A 19,633-nucleotide genomic window follows, 5' to 3' on the forward strand; every position below is an offset into this window, starting at 1 on the left:
CCGCCGGCCGACGGGCAGGACACCGACGAGGTGGGGGGTCCGCGAGGAGTGTTCGACCGCAGGCCGAAGGGCAGGGCACCGACGAGGTGGGCCCGGAGGGTCCGGCGAGGAGCGTGCGGACACGCTCAGCGCAGCAGGGGAACGGCACGTGGCAGCGGTGCAACGCGGAGCGTTGCAAGGTCATAGCGCTACCGTTGGGCGACCGCCGCGCCGCCCGAGCCCGGGCATCGCGGGCGCCCGCACCGACCATGGAGTGCGCCTGAGATGAGTACCCCCGCCATGACTCCGTTCTGGGGGCCGGACTTCGACGCCCTGACCGCCTTCGACCCCGACATCGCCGGCGTGGTGACCGGGGAGCTGGACCGGCTGCGCGCCGGCCTGCAGCTGATCGCCAGCGAGAACTTCACCAGCCCCGCGGTGCTCGCGGCCCTGGGCAGCACGCTGTCGAACAAGTACGCGGAGGGTTACCCGGGCCGGCGCTACTACGGCGGGTGCGAGGTCGTCGACGTCGCCGAGGAGATCGGCATCGCGCGCGCCAAGGAGCTGTTCGGCGCCGAGCACGCCAACCTCCAGCCGCACTCGGGGGCCAACGCCAACCTGGCGGCGTACGGCGCGTTCATGCAGCCGGGGGACACCCTGCTGGCGATGGCGCTCCCGCACGGTGGGCACCTCACCCACGGCGCGAAGGTCTCGTTCTCGGGCAAGTGGTTCAACGCCGTGCAGTACGGCGTGAACCCGGAGACCGAGCACATCGACTACGACCAGGTCCGAGACCTGGCGCGCGAGCACCGGCCGAAGATGATCGTCTGCGGTGGCTCGGCCATCCCGCGGCTGATCGACTTCGCGGCCTTCCGCGAGATCGCCGACGAGGTCGGGGCGATCCTGATGGTCGACGCGGCGCACTTCATCGGCCTGGTCGCCGGCAAGGCGATCCCGAGCCCGGTGCCCTACGCCGACGTGGTCACCTTCACCACGCACAAGGTCCTGCGCGGCCCGCGCGGTGGCGCGATCGTCTGCAAGGCCGAGCACGCCAAGGCCATCGACAAGGCGGCCTTCCCGATGATGCAGGGCGGGCCGCTCATGCACGCCATCGCCGCCAAGGCGGTCAACTTCAAGGAGTGCCTGCAGCCCGAGTACCAGGCCTACGCCCGGCAGGTCATCGCCAACTCCCAGGCGCTGACCGAGGGCCTGGCCGCGGAAGGGCTCCGCCCGGTCGCCGGTGGCACCGACACCCACCTGGCCCTGCTGGACCTGCAGGCCGTCGAGGACACCGCCGGCGCCCTCGTGACCGGGGCGGTCGCCGAGGCCCGGTGCGGCGCGGCGGGCATCGTCCTCAACAAGAACGCGATCCCGTTCGACCCGCAGCCGGCCTCGGTCGCCTCGGGCATCCGGGTCGGCAGCCCCGCGGTGACCACCCAGGGCATGACCGAGCCGGACATGAAGTCGATCGCCTCGCTGATCGGCGCCGCGATCCGGGACGCCGACGGCAGCCGCACCTCCGAGGTCGCCGCCGGCGTCCGCGAACTGGTCGGCGACCACCCCGCCTACCCCCGGCCCGCCTGAGCCCGTGCGCGAGTACGTCGTCGTCCTGCTCACCGCGGGGCTGGTCACCTACCTGGCCACCCCCGTGGTGCGCATGGCGGCGATCCGGCTGCGCATGATGGCCGCCCCGCGGGAGCGCGACGTGCACGTCATCCCGACCCCGCGGGGCGGTGGCGTGGCCATGTACCTGGGCGTGGTGGCCGCGGTGCTCGTGGCCTCCCGCCTGCCGGCGCTGCAGCGGACGTTCGACGACACCCAGGTCTACGCGGTGCTGGTCGCCGGCGGGCTGATCTGCCTGCTCGGCGTGCTGGACGACAAGTGGGGCCTGGACGCCCTGACGAAACTCACCGGCCAGATCGCGGCGGCCGGGGTGATGGTCCTGCTGGGCGTGCAGCTGGCCTTCCTGTTCCTGCCGGTGGCCGACATCGGCACGCTGGTCCTCGGCTCGCAGGTGGGCGTGCCGGCGACGATCCTGCTGACCGTCTTCGCCGTGAACGCGCTGAACTTCATCGACGGCCTCGACGGCCTGGCGGCGGGGGTGTCGGCGATCGCGGCGCTGGCCTTCTTCGCCTACAGCTACCACCTCGGGCTGACCGGGTACGACGACGTCGCGAGCACCCCGGCGCTGATCACCGCCGTGCTGGCCGGCGCCTGCCTGGGTTTCCTGCCGCACAACTTCAGCCCGGCCCGCATCTTCATGGGCGACTCCGGCTCGATGCTCGTGGGCCTGATGCTGTCGGCCGCCGCGGTGACCGCGACGGGGGGAGTGGACGCCCAGACCTTCGGCTCCGCGGCCAGCCTGCTGCCGCTGACGCTGCCGCTGCTGGTGCCGATCGCCATCCTGTTCATCCCGTTCACCGACCTGGTGCTGGCGGTCGTGCGCCGGACCAGGAAGGGCCGCTCCCCGTTCTCCCCGGACAAGATGCACCTGCACCACCGGCTGCTGTCCATCGGCCACTCGCACCGGCGGGCCGTGCTGGTCATGTACTTCTGGGCGGCGCTGCTGTCGTTCGGGGCGGTCGGACTGTCCATCACCGGCGGCCGGGCGGAGCTGCTGGTGGTGATCGCCGTGCTGCTCGTCATCGGGGTCGTCGTGGTGCTGAGCCCCCGTGCGCGCCGGGCGGCCCGGGAGGCCCGGGCGGCCGAACTCGAGGCCCAGCGCCGGCGCAGCCGGGCCGACCACCCGACGTCCCGGGCGCGCAGCGCGCCCGCCGTCGGGCAGCGCGAGCCCGTCCCCTGACCCGGTGGCGGCGCTCCGTGGCCGGCCGGACGGGGCAGCGGTCCAGGTACCGTGAGGCGTGTCCTCCGAACGCAACCCGTCCGCGCGCCCCGACCCCTACGCCGCGATGCTCCGCGGTGGCGCGGTGCCCTCGATCGCCGTCGCCGTCGTAGCCATCGCGGTGTTCACGCTGGTCGACGGCTCGCTCGGGCTGGCCGGCAGCGCCCTCGCGTCGGTCCTCGTCGTGCTGAGCACGGTCTCGACCATGCTCATCCTGCGGAAGATGGCCGGCCTGGACCCGCGCGTGGTCTTCCTGGGCGCGATGGTCAGCTACTTCTTCAAGGTCATGCTGCTCGGGGTCTTCCTGATCCTGTTCCGGAACGCCGAGTGGCTCTCGCCGATCGCCTTCGCCGTCACCGCGATCGTCGTGTCCCTGGCGGGGACCATCGGCGAGGTCGTCGCCTTCACCAGGGTGAAGACCTACATCTACGACGAGCCGACGACGGCCTCCGGAGCAGCGCGTTGACCGACGCCGGCGACGGTGCGGGGGAGCGGCCGGCGCCGGTCCACACCCAGATGGTCGCGGGCGCCCACCTGCGGCAGGGCTGGGACGCCCTGGGCATGCTGCTGTCGGGGATGCTCGTCTTCGGGCTGCCGGCGTGGTGGCTCAGCGAGGCCACCGGGCAGGTGTGGATCCTCCCGGTCGCCCTGGTGCTGGGGATGGCCGCCGCGATCTACGCGGTGTGGGTCCGTTACAGTGACCCCGGCCCGTGAGGCGCGCCTCTCCGCTGGAGGTGGGCGACCCTCCGGGCCGTGGCACGAATCCACCCGCAGCAGTTCTTGACGGAGGCTGAGTAGTGACGACCGAGGTCTCGGCCGCCGAGGAGTTCGTCCCGCCGAGCGCGCCAGACTTCTGGCAGCCGCTGGTCGGTGACGGCGCCTTCGCCCTGACGCGCTCGATGGTCGTGATGGTGCTGGTGACCATCGGCCTCGCCGTCGTCATGATGCTCGTGACGCGTCGGCTCGCGGTGGTCCCCGGGCGGGGTCAGTTCCGCCTGGAGGGCATGTACGGCCTGGTCCGGAACTCGATCGGCCGCGACATCATCGGGTCGGCGCACTTCAAGCCCTACATCCCGCTGCTGTTCACCCTCTTCACGCTGATCCTGGTGAACAACCTGATGGGCATCATCCCGCCCATCCAGTTCCCGACGATGAGCCGGATCGGTTTCCCGCTGGCGCTCGCGCTCGGGGTCTACGTCGTCTACCTGGTCGCCGGCGTCCGCCGCCGCGGGATCGGGGGCTTCCTGAAGAACCTGGTGCCCAGCGGGCTGCCCCTCTTCGTCGTGCCGGTCGTCTTCGTCCTGGAGCTCGTGACCTTCCTGATCACCCGCCCGGTCACCCTCACGCTGCGACTCTTCGGCAACATGTTCGCCGGCCACATCCTGCTGCTGCTGTTCGCGCTCGGCGGGGAGTTCCTGCTCCTGCACGGCGATGGTCTGCTGAAGCTGGTCTCGATCCCCGCCTTCCTGATGTTCTTCCTGTTCAGCGCGTTCGAGATCCTGATCGCGTTCCTGCAGGCCTACGTCTTCATCCTGCTCGCCTCGATCTACATCGCCGAGGTCTACGCGGACGACCACTGACGTCCGCGGGGCCCCACCCCAGCTGTAAGACCCGTGTGAGCCAGCCGGCCGCACAGACCGACTGAGAGGAACGGACACACCCAATGGAAGGCAACCTCGCGATCATCGGCTACGGCCTGTCGGCCATCGGGCCGGGCATCGGCATCGGCCTGATCTTCGCCGCCTACGTGGCCGGCGTGGCCCGCCAGCCCGAGGTCCGCGGTGTGCTGCAGACCATCGCCATCCTGGGCTTCGTGCTCTGCGAGCAGCTGGCCATCTTCGGCATCGCCCTGGCCTTCGTCTTCTCGGGCTGACCGAGGACCGGGAAGGAGCACATCTGATGGCGATCGACAACGCGGTCGGCGTCCTGGCCGCCGAGGGCGGCGAGGGCGGTTTCTGGGAGGACACCTACCCGGTCATCCCGCACCCGGGTGAGCTGATCGTCGGCATCATCTCCTTCGCCGCCCTCTACTTCCTCTACAAGAAGTACGTGGTCCCGCGCCTGGAGACCATGCTCGCCGAGCGCCAGCGCACCATCGAGGGCGGCATCGAGCGCGCCGAGGCCATGCAGGCCGAGGCGAAGGCGGCCCTCGAGCAGTACCGCGCCCAGCTCGCCGAGGCCCGCAACGAGGCCGCGCAGATCCGTGACCAGGCCCGTGCCGAGGGGCAGCAGATCCTCGAGGAGCTGCGGACCCAGGCGCAGGAGGAGTCGGCGCGGATCGTCGCCCGCGGCGAGGAGCAGATCGCTGCCTCCCGCCAGCAGGTGATCAACGAGCTGCGCGGGCAGATCGGCGCGCTCGCCGTCGACCTCGCCGGCCGGGTGGTCGGGGAGTCCCTCGCCGACGACGCCCGCCGGAACGGGACCGTGGACCGCTTCCTCGACCAGCTCGACGGGATGGTCGGCGCCGGCGGACGCGGGGGCGCCACCGCAGCATCCGAGGGCACCCGCTGATGGAGGCGTCGAGCCGGGTAGCGCTCGCCGTCGCCCGCGAGCGCCTGGAGGAGCTGACCCGCGACCCCTCGGGGCTGCTGGGCAGGGCGCGCGACGTGGTGACCCGGCAGTCCCGGGCCACCACCGCCGACGAGCAGCTCACGCTCGCGGAGGAGCTGTTCGCCGTGGCCCGGCTGCTCGAGTCCCAGCCCTCGCTGCGCCGGGCCCTGTCCGACCCCTCGGGCAAGCCCGAGGAGCGGGCGGCGCTGGCGCAGCGGCTCTTCGGGGCCCGGCTGTCGCCGGTGGCGAACGACGTCGTCGAGGTCAGCGTCCGGCAGCGCTGGTCGCGGCCGTTCGACCTCGTCGACGCGGCCACGGAGCTGGCCAGCGAGGCCGCGCTGGACGCCGCGGACGCCCGCGGCGAGCTGGACAGCGTGGAGGACGAGCTGTTCCGCTTCGGGCGGATCGTCGGTGCCGACCAGGAGCTCTCCCGCATCCTGAGCGACCGGAAGGGTCCGGCGGCGGGCAAGTCGGCGCTGCTGGACCAGCTGCTCTCCGGCCGGGTCAGCCCGGTCACCGAGGTGCTGCTGCGCAACGTCCTCACCGGCTCGCACGTCGGGACGGCGGGGGTCGCCATCGAGCGGCTCTCGGAGTTCGCCAGCCGCCGTCGCGGTCAGTCGGTGGCCCGGGTGACCACCGCGGTGCCGCTCACCGCCGGCCAGGAGCAGCGGCTCGCCGACGTGCTCGGCCGCCTCTACGGGCGGACCATCGGGCTGCAGGTGACCGTGGACCCGAGCATCCTCGGTGGTCTCGTCGTCCAGGTGGGCGACGAGCTCATCGACGGCAGCATCGCCCACCGGCTGGAAGCCGCCCGCCGGCAGCTCGCCGGCTGACCGCACCACCCCAGATCACGACCCCGCAGGGAAGAGGATTCACGCCATGGCCGAGCTGACGATCTCCGCAGACGAGATCCGCAGTGCCATCCAGAACTACGTCACCGAGTACTCGCCTGACGTCTCCCGCGAAGAGGTCGGGACGGTCACCGAGGCCGGCGACGGCATCGCCCGGGTCGAGGGCCTGCCCTCGGTCATGACCAACGAGCTGCTCGAGTTCGAGAGCGGTGTCCGAGGCCTGGCGCTGAACCTCGACGTCCGCGAGGTCGGTGTGGTCGTCCTGGGTGACTTCGCCGGCATCGAGGAGGGCCAGCAGGTCCGCCGCACCGGTCAGGTGCTCTCGGTCGCCGTCGGTGACGGGTACCTCGGCCGCGTGGTCGACCCGCTCGGCAACCCCATCGACGGGCAGGGCGCGATCGCGACCACCGGCCGCCGGGCCCTGGAGCTGCAGGCGCCCACCGTGGTCCAGCGGCAGTCGGTGCACGAGCCCATGCAGACCGGGATCAAGGCCATCGACGCCATGACCCCGATCGGCCGTGGCCAGCGCCAGCTGATCATCGGTGACCGGCAGACCGGCCGGACCGCGATCGCGATCGACACGATCATCAACCAGAAGCAGGCCTGGGCCACCGGCGACCCGACGCAGCAGGTGCGCTGCATCTACGTCGCCGTCGGTCAGAAGGGCTCGACGATCGCGGCGATCCGCCAGTCCCTCGAGGACGCCGGCGCCCTGGAGTACACGACGATCGTCGCCGCTCCCGCGTCGGAGTCCGCCGGCATGAAGTACATCTCGCCCTACACCGGCTCGGCCATCGGCCAGCACTGGATGTACGAGGGCAAGCACGTCCTCATCGTGTTCGACGACCTGTCCCGCCAGGCCGAGGCCTACCGCGCCGTCTCGCTGCTGCTCCGCCGGCCGCCGGGCCGCGAGGCCTACCCGGGCGACGTCTTCTACTTGCACTCCCGCCTCCTGGAGCGCTGCGCCAAGCTCTCCGACGAGCTGGGGGCCGGCTCGATGACCGGCCTGCCGATCGTGGAGACCAAGGGCAACGACGTGTCGGCCTACATCCCGACCAACGTCATCTCGATCACCGACGGGCAGATCTTCCTCGAGACGGGTCTGTTCAACTCCGGTGTGCGCCCGGCCATCAACGTCGGCATCTCGGTGTCCCGCGTCGGTGGCTCGGCCCAGATCAAGGCGATGAAGTCGGTCGCCGGCCGGCTCCGGCTGGACCTGGCCCAGTACCGCGAGCTGGAGGCCTTCGCCTCCTTCTCCTCCGACCTGGACGCCTCCAGCCGCGCCACGCTGGAGCGCGGGCAGCGGCTGGTCGAGCTGCTCAAGCAGGGGCAGTACTCGCCGTACCCGGTGGAGCGCGAGGTCGTCTCCCTGTGGCTCGGCACCACCGGCAAGCTCGACCGCGTGCCCGTCTCCGACGTGCGCCGGTTCGAGTCGGAGTTCCTCGACTACATCGGCCGCGGCGAGAACGCGGTGTTCGAGTCGATCCAGCAGACCAAGAAGCTCGAGGACGACGCCGTCGCCAGCCTGGAGCGGGCCGTCGAGACGTTCTACGGCCAGTTCACGACCTCCGACGGGGAGTCGCTGACGGTCAACGAGCCGGAGGCCGAAGCCCTGGACGCCTCGCAGCGGGGTCAGGAGCGCGTCCAGGTCAAGCGGAGCAGCTGACCCATGGCCGGTACCCTCCGCGCGCTGCGGCGCCGCATCCGCTCCACGAAGTCGACGAAGAAGATCTTCTCGGCGCAGGAGCTGATCGCCGGCGCCCGCATCGTGCGCGCCCAGGCCCGGGTGGAGGCCTCGAAGCCCTACGCCCGGGAGATCACGCGGGTGCTGTCGGCGCTGGCCTCCTCGGCCAGCCTCGACCACCCGCTGCTGACCGAGCGGGACAACCCGAAGCGGGCCGCCGTGCTGGTGATCACCTCCGACCGGGGGTTCGCCGGCTCGTACAACGTGAACGTGCTGCGCCGCACCGAGGAGCTGCTCGCCCTGCTCCGGCAGGAGGGCAAGGAGCCGGTCCTGTACGTGGTCGGCCGGAAGGGGGAGACCTACTACTCCTTCCGGAACCGCGACACGGCCGCCACCTTCACCGGCTTCTCCGAGCAGCCGAACTACACCGACGCGCAGGAGGTCGGTGGCGCGCTCATCGACGTCTTCACCGCCGGTCAGGACGACGAGGACGGCGGAGCCGGGGCGGACGGCGTCCTCGGGGTGGACGAGCTGCACATCGTCTACACCGAGTTCCGCTCGCTGCTCGCGCAGGTCCCGGTCGCCAAGCGGATGGCTCCGCTGGAGGTCGAGGAGGTCGACGAGTTCGACTACGAGCGCGAGGACCGGGAGTCGGGCACGACGGCCGGGGACTCGGGCATCCCGACGTCCTACGAGTTCGAGCCGTCGGCCGAGGGTCTCCTCGACGCGCTGCTGCCGAAGTACGTCACCACACGGATCTACGCGGCCATGCTCGAGTCGGCGGCCTCCGAGTCGGCCTCGCGCCGGCGGGCGATGAAGTCGGCCTCGGACAACGCCGAGGAGCTGGCGAAGAACCTGTCGCGGCAGGCGAACCAGGCGCGCCAGGCCGAGATCACGCAGGAGATCAGCGAGATCGTCGGTGGCGCCGACGCGCTGGTCTCGTCCGGCGCCAACGACTGACCACAGAACGAACCCCCGAGCCCCAGGGCAGGAGAGCAGTACAGATGACCGTCACCGAGGACCGTCCGACCACCTCGCACACCCAGGCCACCGGCCGCGTCGTGCGGGTCACCGGGCCGGTCGTCGACGTCGAGTTCCCGCGCGACGCGATGCCCGACCTGTTCAACGCCCTGAAGGTCGACGTCACCCTGACCGACCTGAGCAAGACGCTCACCCTCGAGGTGGCCCAGCACCTGGGCGAGAACGTCGTCCGGACCATCTCCATGGCCCCGACCGACGGGCTGGTCCGCAGCGCCGCGGTCACCGACACCGGCGGCCCGATCAGCGTGCCGGTGGGCGACGTGACCAAGGGGCACGTGTTCAACGCCCTCGGCGAGTGCCTGGACACCCCCGGCTACGCCGAGGACGCCACGCACTGGTCGATCCACCGGAACGCGCCGCGGTTCGACCAGCTCGAGGGCCGCACCGAGCTGCTCGAGACCGGCATCAAGGTCATCGACCTGCTGACCCCCTACGTGGCGGGCGGGAAGATCGGGCTGTTCGGCGGTGCCGGCGTCGGCAAGACGGTGCTCATCCAGGAGATGATCCGTCGCGTCGCCCAGGAGTTCGGTGGCGTGTCGGTGTTCGCCGGTGTGGGCGAGCGCACCCGTGAGGGCAACGACCTGATCACGGAGATGACCGAGTCGGGCGTCATCGAGTCCACCGCGCTGGTGTTCGGCCAGATGGACGAGCCGCCGGGCACCCGGCTGCGCGTCGCGCTCTCGGCCCTCACGATGGCGGAGTACTTCCGCGACGAGATGCACCAGGACGTGCTGCTCTTCATCGACAACATCTTCCGGTTCACCCAGGCCGGCTCCGAGGTCTCCACGCTGCTGGGCCGCATGCCCTCGGCCGTGGGCTACCAGCCGACGCTGGCCGACGAGATGGGTCAGCTCCAGGAGCGGATCACCTCGACGCGCGGTCGTTCCATCACCTCGCTGCAGGCGATCTACGTGCCCGCCGACGACATCACCGACCCGGCGCCACACACCACGTTCGCCCACCTCGACGCGACGACCGTGCTCTCGCGGCCGATCTCGGAGAAGGGCATCTACCCGGCCGTGGACCCGCTGGACTCCACCAGCCGGATCCTCGACCCGCAGTACGTCGGTCAGGAGCACTACCAGATCGCCCAGACGGTGAAGCAGATCCTGCAGCGCTACCAGGAGCTGCAGGACATCATCGCGATCCTCGGTATCGACGAGCTCTCCGAGGAGGACAAGGTCACGGTCAACCGGGCCCGGCGCATCGAGCGCTTCCTCTCGCAGAACATGTTCGTGGCCGAGGCCTTCACCGGTCAGCCCGGCTCCTACGTCCCGCTGTCGGAGACCCTCGAGGCGTTCAAGGCGCTCACCGAGGGCACCTACGACCACGTGCCGGAGCAGGCGTTCTTCATGTGCGGTGGTCTCGAGGACCTCGAGAAGAACGCGGACAAGCTCAAGAAGTAGGAGAAGGGAGACCCTTCCTCCCACGCCTCGCAGGCTCGGCGCGGGTTCCTGGAGGGTCGCCGTTCCAGGACGTTCCGACGGCCGGGTTCCCGCAGGGGGCCCGGCCGTCGGCGTCGACGGCGCCGGTCGCCTGATCGGGTGTTTCTGCCCCGGGATGTCTCCAGTACCGCGCGGCAGGTGCCGACCATCTCTGCGGACGCACCCGGAGCGACGGGTGCAGGAGCGAAGGTGGACGACGTGGAGCGGGACAGCGCGGAGCTGCGGTCCGTGGGCCGCGGTGCGGACTGGACCTGGCCGCCGTACGCGCCGGTGGAGGCCCCGGTGGCCGCCTTCGACACCGATCACTGGGCGTCGGCCGCCTGCGTCCGCCACCCGTGGGTGCGGGTCGGGCGCTGGACCGTGCTGTACCGCCGCGCCGCCTGACCCGGGTCCCCTCCTCCTGGACCGCGAAGGCGCCCGCCGTGCCGCGGGCGCTGGGGGCGGCTTCCGGACGGGGGCGGCGGACGCTCCGCGACACGCCGCTACAGTGGACCCACCTGACGCCGTTCCGCTGGACGGCGTCCCGCATGCACCGCACCCCTCCGTGGAGGGGCGACCCCGAGGAGTGTCGTGGCGACCCTGCAGGTCGAGTTGGTGGCCGTCGAGCGCAAGATCTGGTCCGGCGAGGCCACGAGCGTCATCGCCCGCACCACCGAGGGTGAGCTCGGTGTCCTGCCGGGGCACACGCCGCTGCTGGGCCAGCTCGCCGACGGCGGCGTGGTGACCATCCACACCGACTCCGGTGAGGACCTCGTCGTCGCCGCGCACGGAGGCTTCCTCTCGGTCACCGAGCGCGGGGTGTCGATCCTCGCCGAGACGGCCGAGATCTCCTCCGAGATCGACGTGCCGCGCGCCCGCGAGGCGCTCAGCCGGGCCGAGGGCGAGGGTGACTCCCCGGAGGCACAGGCAGCCGCCCGCCGCGCGCAGTCCCGGCTCCGGGCGGCCGGCGAGACCGTCTGACCCACCGGGCGAGCGCGCGGGATGACCACGGCCCTGCTGGTCGTGATCGGCGTCCTGCTGCTGCTCGTCGTCGTGGTCTTCCTGCTCCGCCGCCGGTTCCTGCTGTTCGGCCTGGGCGCGGTGACGATGTGGCTCCGCCCGGAGGGATCTCCGCGCTGGTCGGTGGGGGTCGCCTGGTACGGCGGTGACGCGCTGCTGTGGTACCGGGCGCTGTCGCTGTCGGTGCGTCCGCAGCAGCGGCTGGCGCGCGCCGGTTTCCGGGTCCTGTCCCAGCGGCCCGCCGGGCGCGACGACCTGGCGCTCCCGGGGGACGTGCTCGTCCTGTCCTGCAGCACGACCGGCGGGCGCCGGGAGATCGCGATGGAGCCCTCGACCCTCACCGGCTTCCTGTCGTGGGTGGAGTCCGCCCCGCCGGGCAGCTGAGGAAGGACCCCCTCCCCACCCTCGCCCGCTCGGGGCCGTCAGTCCTTCCGGGCCGCCGCCTCGCGCTGGGCGTGGACACCGCTGTGCGCGCCGGGCTCCCAGAGGATGTCGCCGTCGGGGTTGGCCACCCGCCCGAGGATGAACACCAGGTCCGACAGGCGGTTGAGGTAGCGCGCCGTCTCGGGGTTGGTCCGCTCGGCATCGGCCTCCAGCAGCGCCCACACGCTCCGCTCGGCCCGGCGGACGATCACCCGCACCTGGTGCAGCAGCGCCGCCAGCGGGGTGCCCCCGGGCAGGATGAAGCTGGCCAGCTTGGGCAGCGTCTCGTTGTAGGTGTCGCAGGCCGCCTCGAGCCGCTCGGTGTAGGCGGGGGTGATCCGCAGCGGCGGGTACTCCGGGTCCGGGGCGATCGGCGTGCAGAGGTCCGCGCCGACGTCGAACAGGTCGTTCTGGATGCTCCGGAGCAGCTCGCCCACCTCGGGGCCGGCCGCGCCGAGGGCCAGGGCCACCCCGATCGCGCTGTTGGCCTCGTCGACGTCGGCGTAGGCGACCAGGCGCGGGTCGGTCTTCGACACCCGGCTCATGTCGCCCAGGTGCGTCTGGCCGGCGTCGCCGGTCTTCGTGTAGATGCGGGTCAGCCGGACCGTCATCCCCGCAGCCTAATGACATCCCTCCGCCGGTCCACGCCCGCGGCGGGCCCCGGCAGCCGGCCGTGCCGGCAGGCGGTCCGCCGTAGGCTGGGCCGGTGGAGTGCTTCGAGGTCACCGGGGGAGCGAGGCTCGCGGGCCGGGTGCGGGTCACCGGCGCGAAGAACAGCGCCCTGAAGCTCATGGCGGCCGCGCTCCTGGCGCCCGGCCGGTCGACGATCCACGAGGTCCCCGACATCCTCGACGTCTCGATCATGAGCGAGGTGCTCCGGCGGCTGGGCTGCGACGTGTCCTACGAGCGGGCGCCGGGCACCGGGGGTGGCCGGCTCACCATCGAGGTGCCCGAGCAGCCGTCGACGGAGACCGACTACGACCTGGTCCGCCGGATGCGCGCCTCGATCAGCGTGCTCGGCCCGCTCGTCGCCCGGTGCGGCAGCGCACGGGTCGCCCTGCCCGGCGGTGACGCCATCGGCTCCCGCGGGCTCGACATGCACATCTCCGGGCTGGAACGGCTCGGGGCCACCATCGTCAGCGAGCACGGCTTCCTCGTCGCCACCGCCCCGCGCCTCACCGGGACGTCGATCTGGCTGGACTTCCCGTCCGTCGGGGCGACCGAGAACCTGGTCATGGCGGCGGTGCTCGCGCAGGGGACGACCGTGGTGGACAACGCCGCCCGCGAGCCGGAGATCGTCGACCTGTGCCGGATGCTCGTCGAGATGGGGGCCCGGATCGACGGCGCCGGCACCTCGACGATCACCGTGGAGGGCGTCGACTCCCTCCAGCCGGTCGAGGTCACCACGGTGGCCGACCGCATCGTGACCGGCACCTGGGCGATCGGCGCGGTCATGACCCGCGGCGACGTCGTCATCGAGCGCGGCGTCGCCGAGCACCTCACCGTCGCCCTGGACAAGCTCATCGACGCCGGCGCGACCGTCGAGGCGCTGCCCGACGGCATCCGGGTGGCGATGGAGGGCCGGCCGCGCTGCGTCGACGTCGTCACGCTGCCCTTCCCGGGGTTCCCGACCGACCTGCAGCCGATGGCCGTCGCCCTGGCCGCGGTCTCCACCGGGACGGCGCTGATCACCGAGAACGTGTTCGAGGGCCGGTTCATGTTCGTCAACGAGCTGGTCCGCCTGGGCGCCGACGTCCGCATCGACGGGCACCACGCCGTCGTCCGTGGCCGGGAGCGGTTCTCCAGCGCCCCGGTGCTGGCCACCGACATCCGGGCCGGGGCCGGGCTGGTGCTCGCCGGGCTGTGCTCCGACGGCGTGACCGAGGTGCAGGACGTGCACCACGTCGACCGCGGCTACCCCGACTTCGTCGACCAGCTGCGCGGGCTGGGCGCCCGGATCGACCGGGTCACCCGGCCGGCCTAGGTCCCACCGCCGACGTCGAAGGACGCCACCAGCGCGGCTGCCCGGCCGGCGTCGTCGGGGAAGACCAGCACCTCCGTGCGGTGCGCCGTGGGGGTGCGGACGGTGGAGCGGATGCCGGCGGCGGCGAGGTGCGCCTGCAGGGGCGCGGCCCAGTCCCGCCGGCTCAGCGTCGCGACGCGGACGAGCAGGCCGTCATCGGCGGCCGAGGGCGTGCCGCGGCCCCGCCCGGAGCCGAAGGCCCAGCGGAGGAAGAGCGCCAGCAGGGCCACCACGACCAGGACCACCGCCGGCGCGAGCACGTAGTGCAGGTCGCCCACGCCGACCAGCATCGTCCTCCCCGTCGCCCCGATCGAGTGTGCCATCCCACACGTCGACCGGACGGGGCTGCTACTGGCCGGTAACCGCCCTACACTCCGCTGGCATGCCGTTCCCGCACACGCCGGCGGAGCGCGACCGCCCCTGGGTCATGCGCACCTACGCCGGCCACTCCTCGCCGGCCGAGTCCAACGCCCTGTACCGCCGCAACCTGGCGAAGGGGCAGACCGGCCTCTCGGTCGCGTTCGACCTGCCGACGCAGACCGGCTACGACCCGGACGACCAGCTCGCCGTCGGCGAGGTCGGCAAGGTCGGCGTGCCCGTCACGCACATCGGGGACATGCGGGCGCTCTTCGACGGCATCCCGCTCGACGAGATGAACACGTCGATGACCATCAACGCGACGGCGATGTGGCTGCTCGCGCTCTACCAGGCCGTCGCCATCGAGCAGGCGGAGGAGGCGGGCGCCGACCCGGACGAGGTCGTGCGCCGGCTCGCCGGGACGACGCAGAACGACATCATCAAGGAGTACCTGTCGCGGGGGACCTACGTCTTCCCGCCGGCGCCCTCGATGCGGCTGATCACCGACATGGTCGCCTACTCGGTGACGACGATGCCCAAGTGGAACCCGATCAACATCTGCAGCTACCACCTGCAGGAGGCCGGGGCCACGCCGGTGCAGGAGATCGCCTACGCGATGAGCACCGCGATCGCCGTCCTGGACTCGGTGCGGGACTCGGGTCAGGTGCCGCAGGAGCGGTTCGGCGAGGTCGTCGCCCGCATGTCCTTCTTCGTCAACGCGGGCGTGCGATTCGTCGAGGAGATGTGCAAGATGCGCGCCTTCACCCAGCTCTGGGACGAGCTGACCGAAGAGCGCTACGGCGTCACGGACGCCAAGCACCGCCGGTTCCGCTACGGCGTGCAGGTCAACTCCCTCGGCCTCACCGAGGCGCAGCCGGAGAACAACGTCCAGCGGATCGTGCTGGAGATGCTCGCGGTGACCCTCTCCAAGGACGCCCGCGCCCGCGCCGTGCAGCTGCCGGCCTGGAACGAGGCCCTCGGGCTGCCCCGCCCGTGGGACCAGCAGTGGTCGCTGCGGCTGCAGCAGGTGCTCGCCTACGAGACCGACCTGCTCGAGTACGAGGACCTGTTCACCGGGTCCGTGGTCGTCGAGAAGAAGGTCGCCGAGATCGTCGAGGGCGCGCGGGCCGAGATCGCCCGCGTGCAGCAGATGGGCGGGGCCGTGGCCGCCGTCGAGTCCGGCTACATGAAGGGCGAGCTGGTCGCCTCGCTGGCCGAGCGCCGGCGCCGGATGGAGAGCGGCGAGGACGTCGTGGTGGGCGTCAACCGGTTCGCCACCACCGAGCCCAACCCGCTGACCGCCGACCTGGACGCCGCGATCATGGTGGTGGACCCCGCCGTCGAGGCCGCCGCCCAGGAGGCGGTGCAGAAGTGGCGCGCCGAGCGGGAACCGGAGCCGGTCCGCGCCGCCCTGGCCGCGCTGCGCGAGGCGGCGTCCTCCGGCGTCAACCTCATGCCGGCCACGCTCGACTGCGCCCGCGCCGGTGTGACGACGGGGGAGTGGGCCGGGGTGCTGCGCGAGGTGTTCGGCGAGTACCGGGCGCCCACCGGCGTCGCCGCGGCCACCGGCGGTGGAGAGGCCGATGAGACGCTCACGGCGGTCCGCGCGCGGGTGCGGTCCACCGGCGAGGAGATCGGTGGCCGGCTGCGGTTCCTGGTGGGCAAGCCCGGCCTGGACGGGCACTCCAATGGCGCCGAGCAGATCGCGGTGCGCGCCCGGGACGCGGGCTTCGAGGTCGTCTACCAGGGCATCCGGCTCACCCCCGAGCAGATCGTCTCCGCCGCGGTCGAGGAGGACGTGCACGTCGTGGGCCTGTCGGTGCTCTCCGGCTCGCACCTGCAGGTGGTGCCGGCCGTGCTCCGCGGGCTCCGGGCGGCCGGGCTGGACGACGTCCCGGTCGTCGTGGGTGGCATCATCCCCGACAGCGACGCCCGGCGGCTGCGCGAGCAGGGGGTGGCCCGCGTCTTCACCCCCAAGGACTTCGGGCTGAACGACATCATGGGCCAGGTCGTCGACGTGGTCCGCGACGCCCACGGCCTGCCCGGCACGGCCGAGCAGCCGGTGCCCGCCCCGGCCTGAGCCCGGGGCCGAGCGCGCCCGTCCCGCCGGGCCGGTACCGGTTGCCGGACCGGTCGCGGGCGTGGTGGGGTCGGCGCATGAGCAGCGAGGGTGCGCCGCGGGTCGAGCGGGACGGGGACGTCGTCCGGATCACCATGACGCGGGCGGCCCGCCGCAACGCGCTGTCGCGGGAGCACCTGGGCCAGCTGCTCGCCGCGGTGACCGAGGCGGGGGAGTCCGACGCGACCGGCATCGTGCTGGCCGCCGAGGGACCGGTGTTCAGCGCCGGGCACGACTTCGCCGACGTGGCCGGCGCGGCCCTGCCGGAGGTGCGCAGCCTGCTGGCGCTGTGCACCGAGCTCATGCAGACGATCCAGGACGTGCCCCAGGTCGTGCTCGCGCGGGTGCACGCGCTCGCCACGGCGGCGGGCTGCCAGCTGGTCGCCTCCTGCGACCTGGCGGTGGCCGCCGAGTCGGCCGGCTTCGCCGCACCGGGGGGCAAGGGCGGCTGGTTCTGCCACACGCCCATGGTCGCCATCGCCCGCAACGTGGGGCGCAAGCGCGCGATGGAGCTGGCGCTCACCGGGGACGTCATCGACGCCGCCACCGCCCTGGACTGGGGGCTGGTGAACCGCGTGGTACCCGACGCGGAGCTGGACAGCGCGGTCGCCGACCTCATCGGCCGGGCCACCCGCGGCTCGCGGGCCAGCAAGGCATGGGGCAAGCAGACCATGTACGCCCAGCTGGACCGGCCCGAGCGGGACGCGTACACGACGGCGATCGAGGTGATGGCCGCGGCCAGCCAGCTCCCTGGCGCGGTCGAGGGCATGTCGGCGTTCCTGGAGAAGCGCCGTCCGGTCTGGACCGACTAGCCACGGACGGGTGAAAGCCGCCACAACCGGGATGGTGGCGGGCGGCCCCGGCATTGATCCCGCCGTGCAGAACGTGTGGGACCTGACGCGCCGGCGGGCGCTGGACTTCGGGCGGGTGACGACCGCCGCCTGTCCGGGGCGCGCGCACTGACGTCCCCCGCCCGCACGCCCCCGAAAGGCACATCCCCGTGCTCGCTCGTCTCCGCCGCGTCCCGTTCGCGGCGCAGGTCCTCCTCGCGCTCGTCCTGGGCGTCGTCCTCGGTCTGGTCGCCCGCGACATGGGTCCGGTCGGCCCCGAGGACCCCAACTGGCTGACCAGCACCCTGCAGACCATCGGCGCCACGTTCGTCACCCTGCTGAAGGCGCTCGTCCCGCCGCTGATCGTCACCGCGGTGATCGTCAGCATCGCCAACCTCAAGCAGGTCTCCAACGCCGCCCGGCTGGCCGGCCAGACGCTGCTCTGGTTCGCCATCACCGCGCTGATCGCCGTCTCGATCGGCATCGGCCTCGGCCTGCTCACCGACCCGGGCCGGAACAGCTCGGTCGACGCCGCCGCCGCCGAGTACGACGGCACGACCGGTGGCTGGTGGGACTTCCTCACCGGGCTCGTGCCCGGGAACATCCTCGGCCTCCAGGGCTCGGCCGAGGGCGCGCTGTCGTTCAACGTGCTGCAGCTGATCGTCATCTCGGTGGCGATCGGGGTCGCCGTCCTCAAGGTCGGCGAGGCCGCAGAGCCGTTCCTGGCCGTGGTGCGCTCCGCGCTCGCGATCGTGCAGAAGGTCCTCTGGTGGGTCATCCTGCTCGCGCCGCTGGGCACCGTCGGCCTGATCGGCAACGCGGTGGCCAGCTACGGCTGGGAGTCCCTCGGCTCCCTCGGTGCCTTCGCCGGGGCCGTGTACGCCGGGCTCGCGCTGGTGCTCTTCGTCGTCTACCCGGTGCTGCTGAAGCTCCACGGCCTCTCGCCGCTGCGCTGGTTCGCCGGCGCCTGGCCGGCCATCCAGCTCGCGTTCGTCTCCCGCTCCTCCATCGGCACGCTCCCGGTGACCGAGCGGGTGACCGAGCAGAGCCTCGGCGTCCCGCGGTCCTACGCGTCCTTCGCCGTCCCGTTCGGCGCCACGACCAAGATGGACGGCTGCGCGGCGATCTACCCGGCGCTGGCCGCGATCTTCGTGGCGGGCTTCTTCGACGTCGATCTCTCGATCACCGACTACCTGCTGATCGCGCTGGTCTCCGTCGTCGGGTCGGCGGCCACCGCGGGGGTCACCGGCGCGGTCGTCATGCTGACCCTCACCCTCTCGACCCTCGGGCTGCCGCTGGCCGGGGTGGGGCTCCTGCTGGCGGTCGACCCGATCCTCGACATGGGGCGCACCGCGGTGAACGTCGCGGGGCAGGCCCTGGTGCCGACGATCGTGGCCAAGCGCGAGGGCATCCTCGACCTCGACCGGTTCCGCGGCGTCTCCAGCGCCGAGCCGCTCGCCCCGGTGGAGGAGCGGAACGGCGTGGACGCCGACCTGCGGGCGACGCAGCCGGCGTAGGCCGCGATCCACTGGCGGGCCCGGACCTCGACGGAGGTCCGGGCCCGCCGTCACTCCGGCAGCAGGTCCACGCAGCCGGACTCGTGCGGCAGCAGCGGGCGCAGGACGATCGACCAGCGCGAGCCGTCCTCCGACGTCCACGGGGTGGCCGAGGACGCCGACGCGGCCGCCTCCAGCACCGCGTCGGCCTGCTCGCCGGTGGCGGTCACGCAGGTGACCCCCGGGGCGATCGGCTCGCCGGGCAGGGCCGGCCCGGGCCAGGGCACCTCCGACTGGGGCAGGTCCTCGGCCGGGTCCACGTAGGGGCTGACCAGCGCGGCCACCGCCTCGGGCACGTACGGCTCCGGCCCGGACACCTGGTCGGGGCCCAGAGCGCCGGCCGGGTCGTGCAGCGCGCCGGCCAGCTCGGCCAGGCGGGCCCGGGCCTCCTGCTGCTCCTCCGTCAGGCCGGACGCGTCGTCGGCCGGCTCGGCCGGGTCGCCGCCCGGGGGCCGGGAGGCGCCGAAGCCGAGGGCGTAGACCTCGCGGGTGACCGTCTCCCCACCGGTGCGGACGAGGAACCGGGTGCTGGTCACGTCGGCCACCGGCGGGCTGCCCAGGTCGGTCGTCCCGTTGACGCCCGCGGCGAGCGCCAGGTCGACGAGCTCCTGCACCCCGCCGTCGGCGAGGTGGTGCACCTGCAGGTTCGGGAGCGCGGGAGCGGGCCAGATGGCCGGCACGGGTCCGGTGGTGATCACCCGGCCGTCGGCGTACACGGTGGCGCCCGGGACCCGGCCGGCCAGGAGCGCGGGCGTGGTGTAGCCACCGACCTCGCTCACCTGGAGGACGACGGTCGCCGGGTCCGGTTCCGGAGCCGGTGACGGGTCCGTCGGGGAGCCGGTTTCCCCGACGCGGGCGGCGCAGGCGCTGAGCACCAGGGCCAGCACCACGGCGGCTGCGGCACGCGGCAGAAATGTCGTCATACGGGAATGAC

General features: G+C 72.5%; 21 protein-coding genes. 18 read left to right on the forward strand and 3 right to left on the reverse strand.

The genetic code is table 11. The annotated features are described in order from the left end of the window. Nucleotides 1–264: 264 nt before the first annotated feature. The 14 genes from BD833_RS16410 to BD833_RS16475 all read left to right on the forward strand — a co-directional run bounded on the left by BD833_RS16410 (nt 265) and on the right by BD833_RS16475 (nt 11,775). Nucleotides 265–1,563, forward strand: a complete 1,299-nt coding sequence (locus BD833_RS16410; protein WP_243737728.1) for a serine hydroxymethyltransferase — start codon at nt 265–267, stop codon at nt 1,561–1,563. A gap of 4 nt (nt 1,564–1,567) precedes the next feature. Continuing rightward, the gene (locus tag BD833_RS16415) at nt 1,568–2,782 is read left to right on the forward strand and encodes a glycosyltransferase family 4 protein (RefSeq protein ID WP_166534235.1); all 1,215 of its coding nucleotides are present in this window, start codon (nt 1,568–1,570) and stop codon (nt 2,780–2,782) included. 58 nt (nt 2,783–2,840) lie between these two features. Further along, nucleotides 2,841–3,287 (forward strand): Cg1360 family ATP-synthase-associated protein, encoded by a 447-nt coding sequence (locus BD833_RS16420; protein ID WP_166534236.1) that lies wholly within the window; start codon nt 2,841–2,843, stop codon nt 3,285–3,287. Then, entirely contained in the window at nt 3,284–3,535 is a 252-nt protein-coding gene (locus BD833_RS16425; protein WP_166534237.1) for a hypothetical protein, read from the forward strand. The genes BD833_RS16420 and BD833_RS16425 overlap by 4 nt, the downstream gene beginning before the upstream one ends. Before the next feature lie 83 nt (nt 3,536–3,618). Continuing rightward, nucleotides 3,619–4,401 (forward strand): F0F1 ATP synthase subunit A, encoded by a 783-nt coding sequence (gene atpB / locus BD833_RS16430; protein WP_208092714.1) that lies wholly within the window; start codon nt 3,619–3,621, stop codon nt 4,399–4,401. Between the two features lie 83 nt (nt 4,402–4,484). Further along, nucleotides 4,485–4,694 (forward strand): ATP synthase F0 subunit C, encoded by a 210-nt coding sequence (locus BD833_RS16435; RefSeq protein WP_166534238.1) that lies wholly within the window; start codon nt 4,485–4,487, stop codon nt 4,692–4,694. 26 nt (nt 4,695–4,720) lie between these two features. Beyond that, complete coding sequence (locus tag BD833_RS16440; protein WP_208092715.1) at nt 4,721–5,332, forward strand: F0F1 ATP synthase subunit B; 612 nt, start codon at nt 4,721–4,723, stop codon at nt 5,330–5,332. Then, on the forward strand, nt 5,332–6,204 hold the full coding sequence (locus tag BD833_RS16445) for a F0F1 ATP synthase subunit delta (RefSeq protein ID WP_166534239.1): 873 nt from the start codon (nt 5,332–5,334) through the stop codon (nt 6,202–6,204). The genes BD833_RS16440 and BD833_RS16445 overlap by 1 nt, the downstream gene beginning before the upstream one ends. Before the next feature lie 46 nt (nt 6,205–6,250). Next, a complete protein-coding gene (atpA, locus tag BD833_RS16450) occupies nt 6,251–7,888 on the forward strand; it encodes a F0F1 ATP synthase subunit alpha (protein WP_166534240.1) in 1,638 nt (545 codons plus the stop codon). A gap of 3 nt (nt 7,889–7,891) precedes the next feature. Beyond that, complete coding sequence (locus BD833_RS16455; RefSeq protein ID WP_166534241.1) at nt 7,892–8,866, forward strand: F0F1 ATP synthase subunit gamma; 975 nt, start codon at nt 7,892–7,894, stop codon at nt 8,864–8,866. A gap of 44 nt (nt 8,867–8,910) precedes the next feature. Further along, on the forward strand, nt 8,911–10,353 hold the full coding sequence (gene atpD, locus BD833_RS16460; protein ID WP_166534242.1) for a F0F1 ATP synthase subunit beta: 1,443 nt from the start codon (nt 8,911–8,913) through the stop codon (nt 10,351–10,353). 228 nt (nt 10,354–10,581) lie between these two features. Continuing rightward, a complete protein-coding gene (locus BD833_RS16465; protein WP_166534243.1) occupies nt 10,582–10,776 on the forward strand; it encodes a hypothetical protein in 195 nt (64 codons plus the stop codon). Between the two features lie 186 nt (nt 10,777–10,962). Beyond that, nucleotides 10,963–11,352 (forward strand): F0F1 ATP synthase subunit epsilon, encoded by a 390-nt coding sequence (locus tag BD833_RS16470; RefSeq protein WP_166534244.1) that lies wholly within the window; start codon nt 10,963–10,965, stop codon nt 11,350–11,352. A 21-nt stretch (nt 11,353–11,373) separates the two neighbouring features. Continuing rightward, entirely contained in the window at nt 11,374–11,775 is a 402-nt protein-coding gene (locus tag BD833_RS16475) for a DUF2550 domain-containing protein (RefSeq protein ID WP_166534245.1), read from the forward strand. A 38-nt stretch (nt 11,776–11,813) separates the two neighbouring features. Here BD833_RS16475 and BD833_RS16480 read toward each other — a convergent pair whose 3' ends face one another. Continuing rightward, nucleotides 11,814–12,425: a cob(I)yrinic acid a,c-diamide adenosyltransferase gene (locus BD833_RS16480; RefSeq protein WP_166534246.1), complete on the reverse strand. Its 612-nt coding sequence runs from the start codon at nt 12,423–12,425 to the stop codon at nt 11,814–11,816. A 95-nt stretch (nt 12,426–12,520) separates the two neighbouring features. Here BD833_RS16480 and murA point away from each other — a divergent pair, with 95 nt between their 5' ends. Beyond that, a complete protein-coding gene (gene murA / locus BD833_RS16485) occupies nt 12,521–13,798 on the forward strand; it encodes a UDP-N-acetylglucosamine 1-carboxyvinyltransferase (RefSeq protein ID WP_166534247.1) in 1,278 nt (425 codons plus the stop codon). Here murA and BD833_RS16490 read toward each other — a convergent pair. Further along, the gene (locus tag BD833_RS16490) at nt 13,795–14,160 is read right to left on the reverse strand and encodes a hypothetical protein (RefSeq protein ID WP_243737729.1); all 366 of its coding nucleotides are present in this window, start codon (nt 14,158–14,160) and stop codon (nt 13,795–13,797) included. The genes murA and BD833_RS16490 overlap by 4 nt on opposite strands. 59 nt (nt 14,161–14,219) lie before the next feature. Here BD833_RS16490 and BD833_RS16495 point away from each other — a divergent pair, with 59 nt between their 5' ends. From BD833_RS16495 to BD833_RS16505, 3 genes are all read left to right on the forward strand, one after another. Further along, entirely contained in the window at nt 14,220–16,274 is a 2,055-nt protein-coding gene (locus BD833_RS16495) for a protein meaA (protein ID WP_166534248.1), read from the forward strand. Between the two features lie 77 nt (nt 16,275–16,351). After that, a complete protein-coding gene (locus BD833_RS16500; RefSeq protein WP_166534249.1) occupies nt 16,352–17,125 on the forward strand; it encodes an enoyl-CoA hydratase-related protein in 774 nt (257 codons plus the stop codon). A 188-nt stretch (nt 17,126–17,313) separates the two neighbouring features. After that, nucleotides 17,314–18,660, forward strand: coding sequence for a dicarboxylate/amino acid:cation symporter (locus tag BD833_RS16505; RefSeq protein WP_166534250.1), 1,347 nt, complete (start codon nt 17,314–17,316; stop codon nt 18,658–18,660). Nucleotides 18,661–18,710: 50 nt separating this feature from the next. Here the strand turns inward: BD833_RS16505 and BD833_RS16510 are convergent, their stop codons facing one another. Continuing rightward, nucleotides 18,711–19,622 carry a hypothetical protein gene (locus BD833_RS16510; RefSeq protein ID WP_166534251.1) on the reverse strand — a complete coding sequence of 304 codons (912 nt, stop codon included), beginning with the start codon at nt 19,620–19,622 and terminating at the stop codon, nt 18,711–18,713. Between the last annotated feature and the right edge of the window lie 11 nt (nt 19,623–19,633).

The organism is Blastococcus xanthinilyticus (genome assembly GCF_008124835.1).
Classification (GTDB): domain Bacteria; phylum Actinomycetota; class Actinomycetes; order Mycobacteriales; family Geodermatophilaceae; genus Blastococcus; species Blastococcus xanthinilyticus.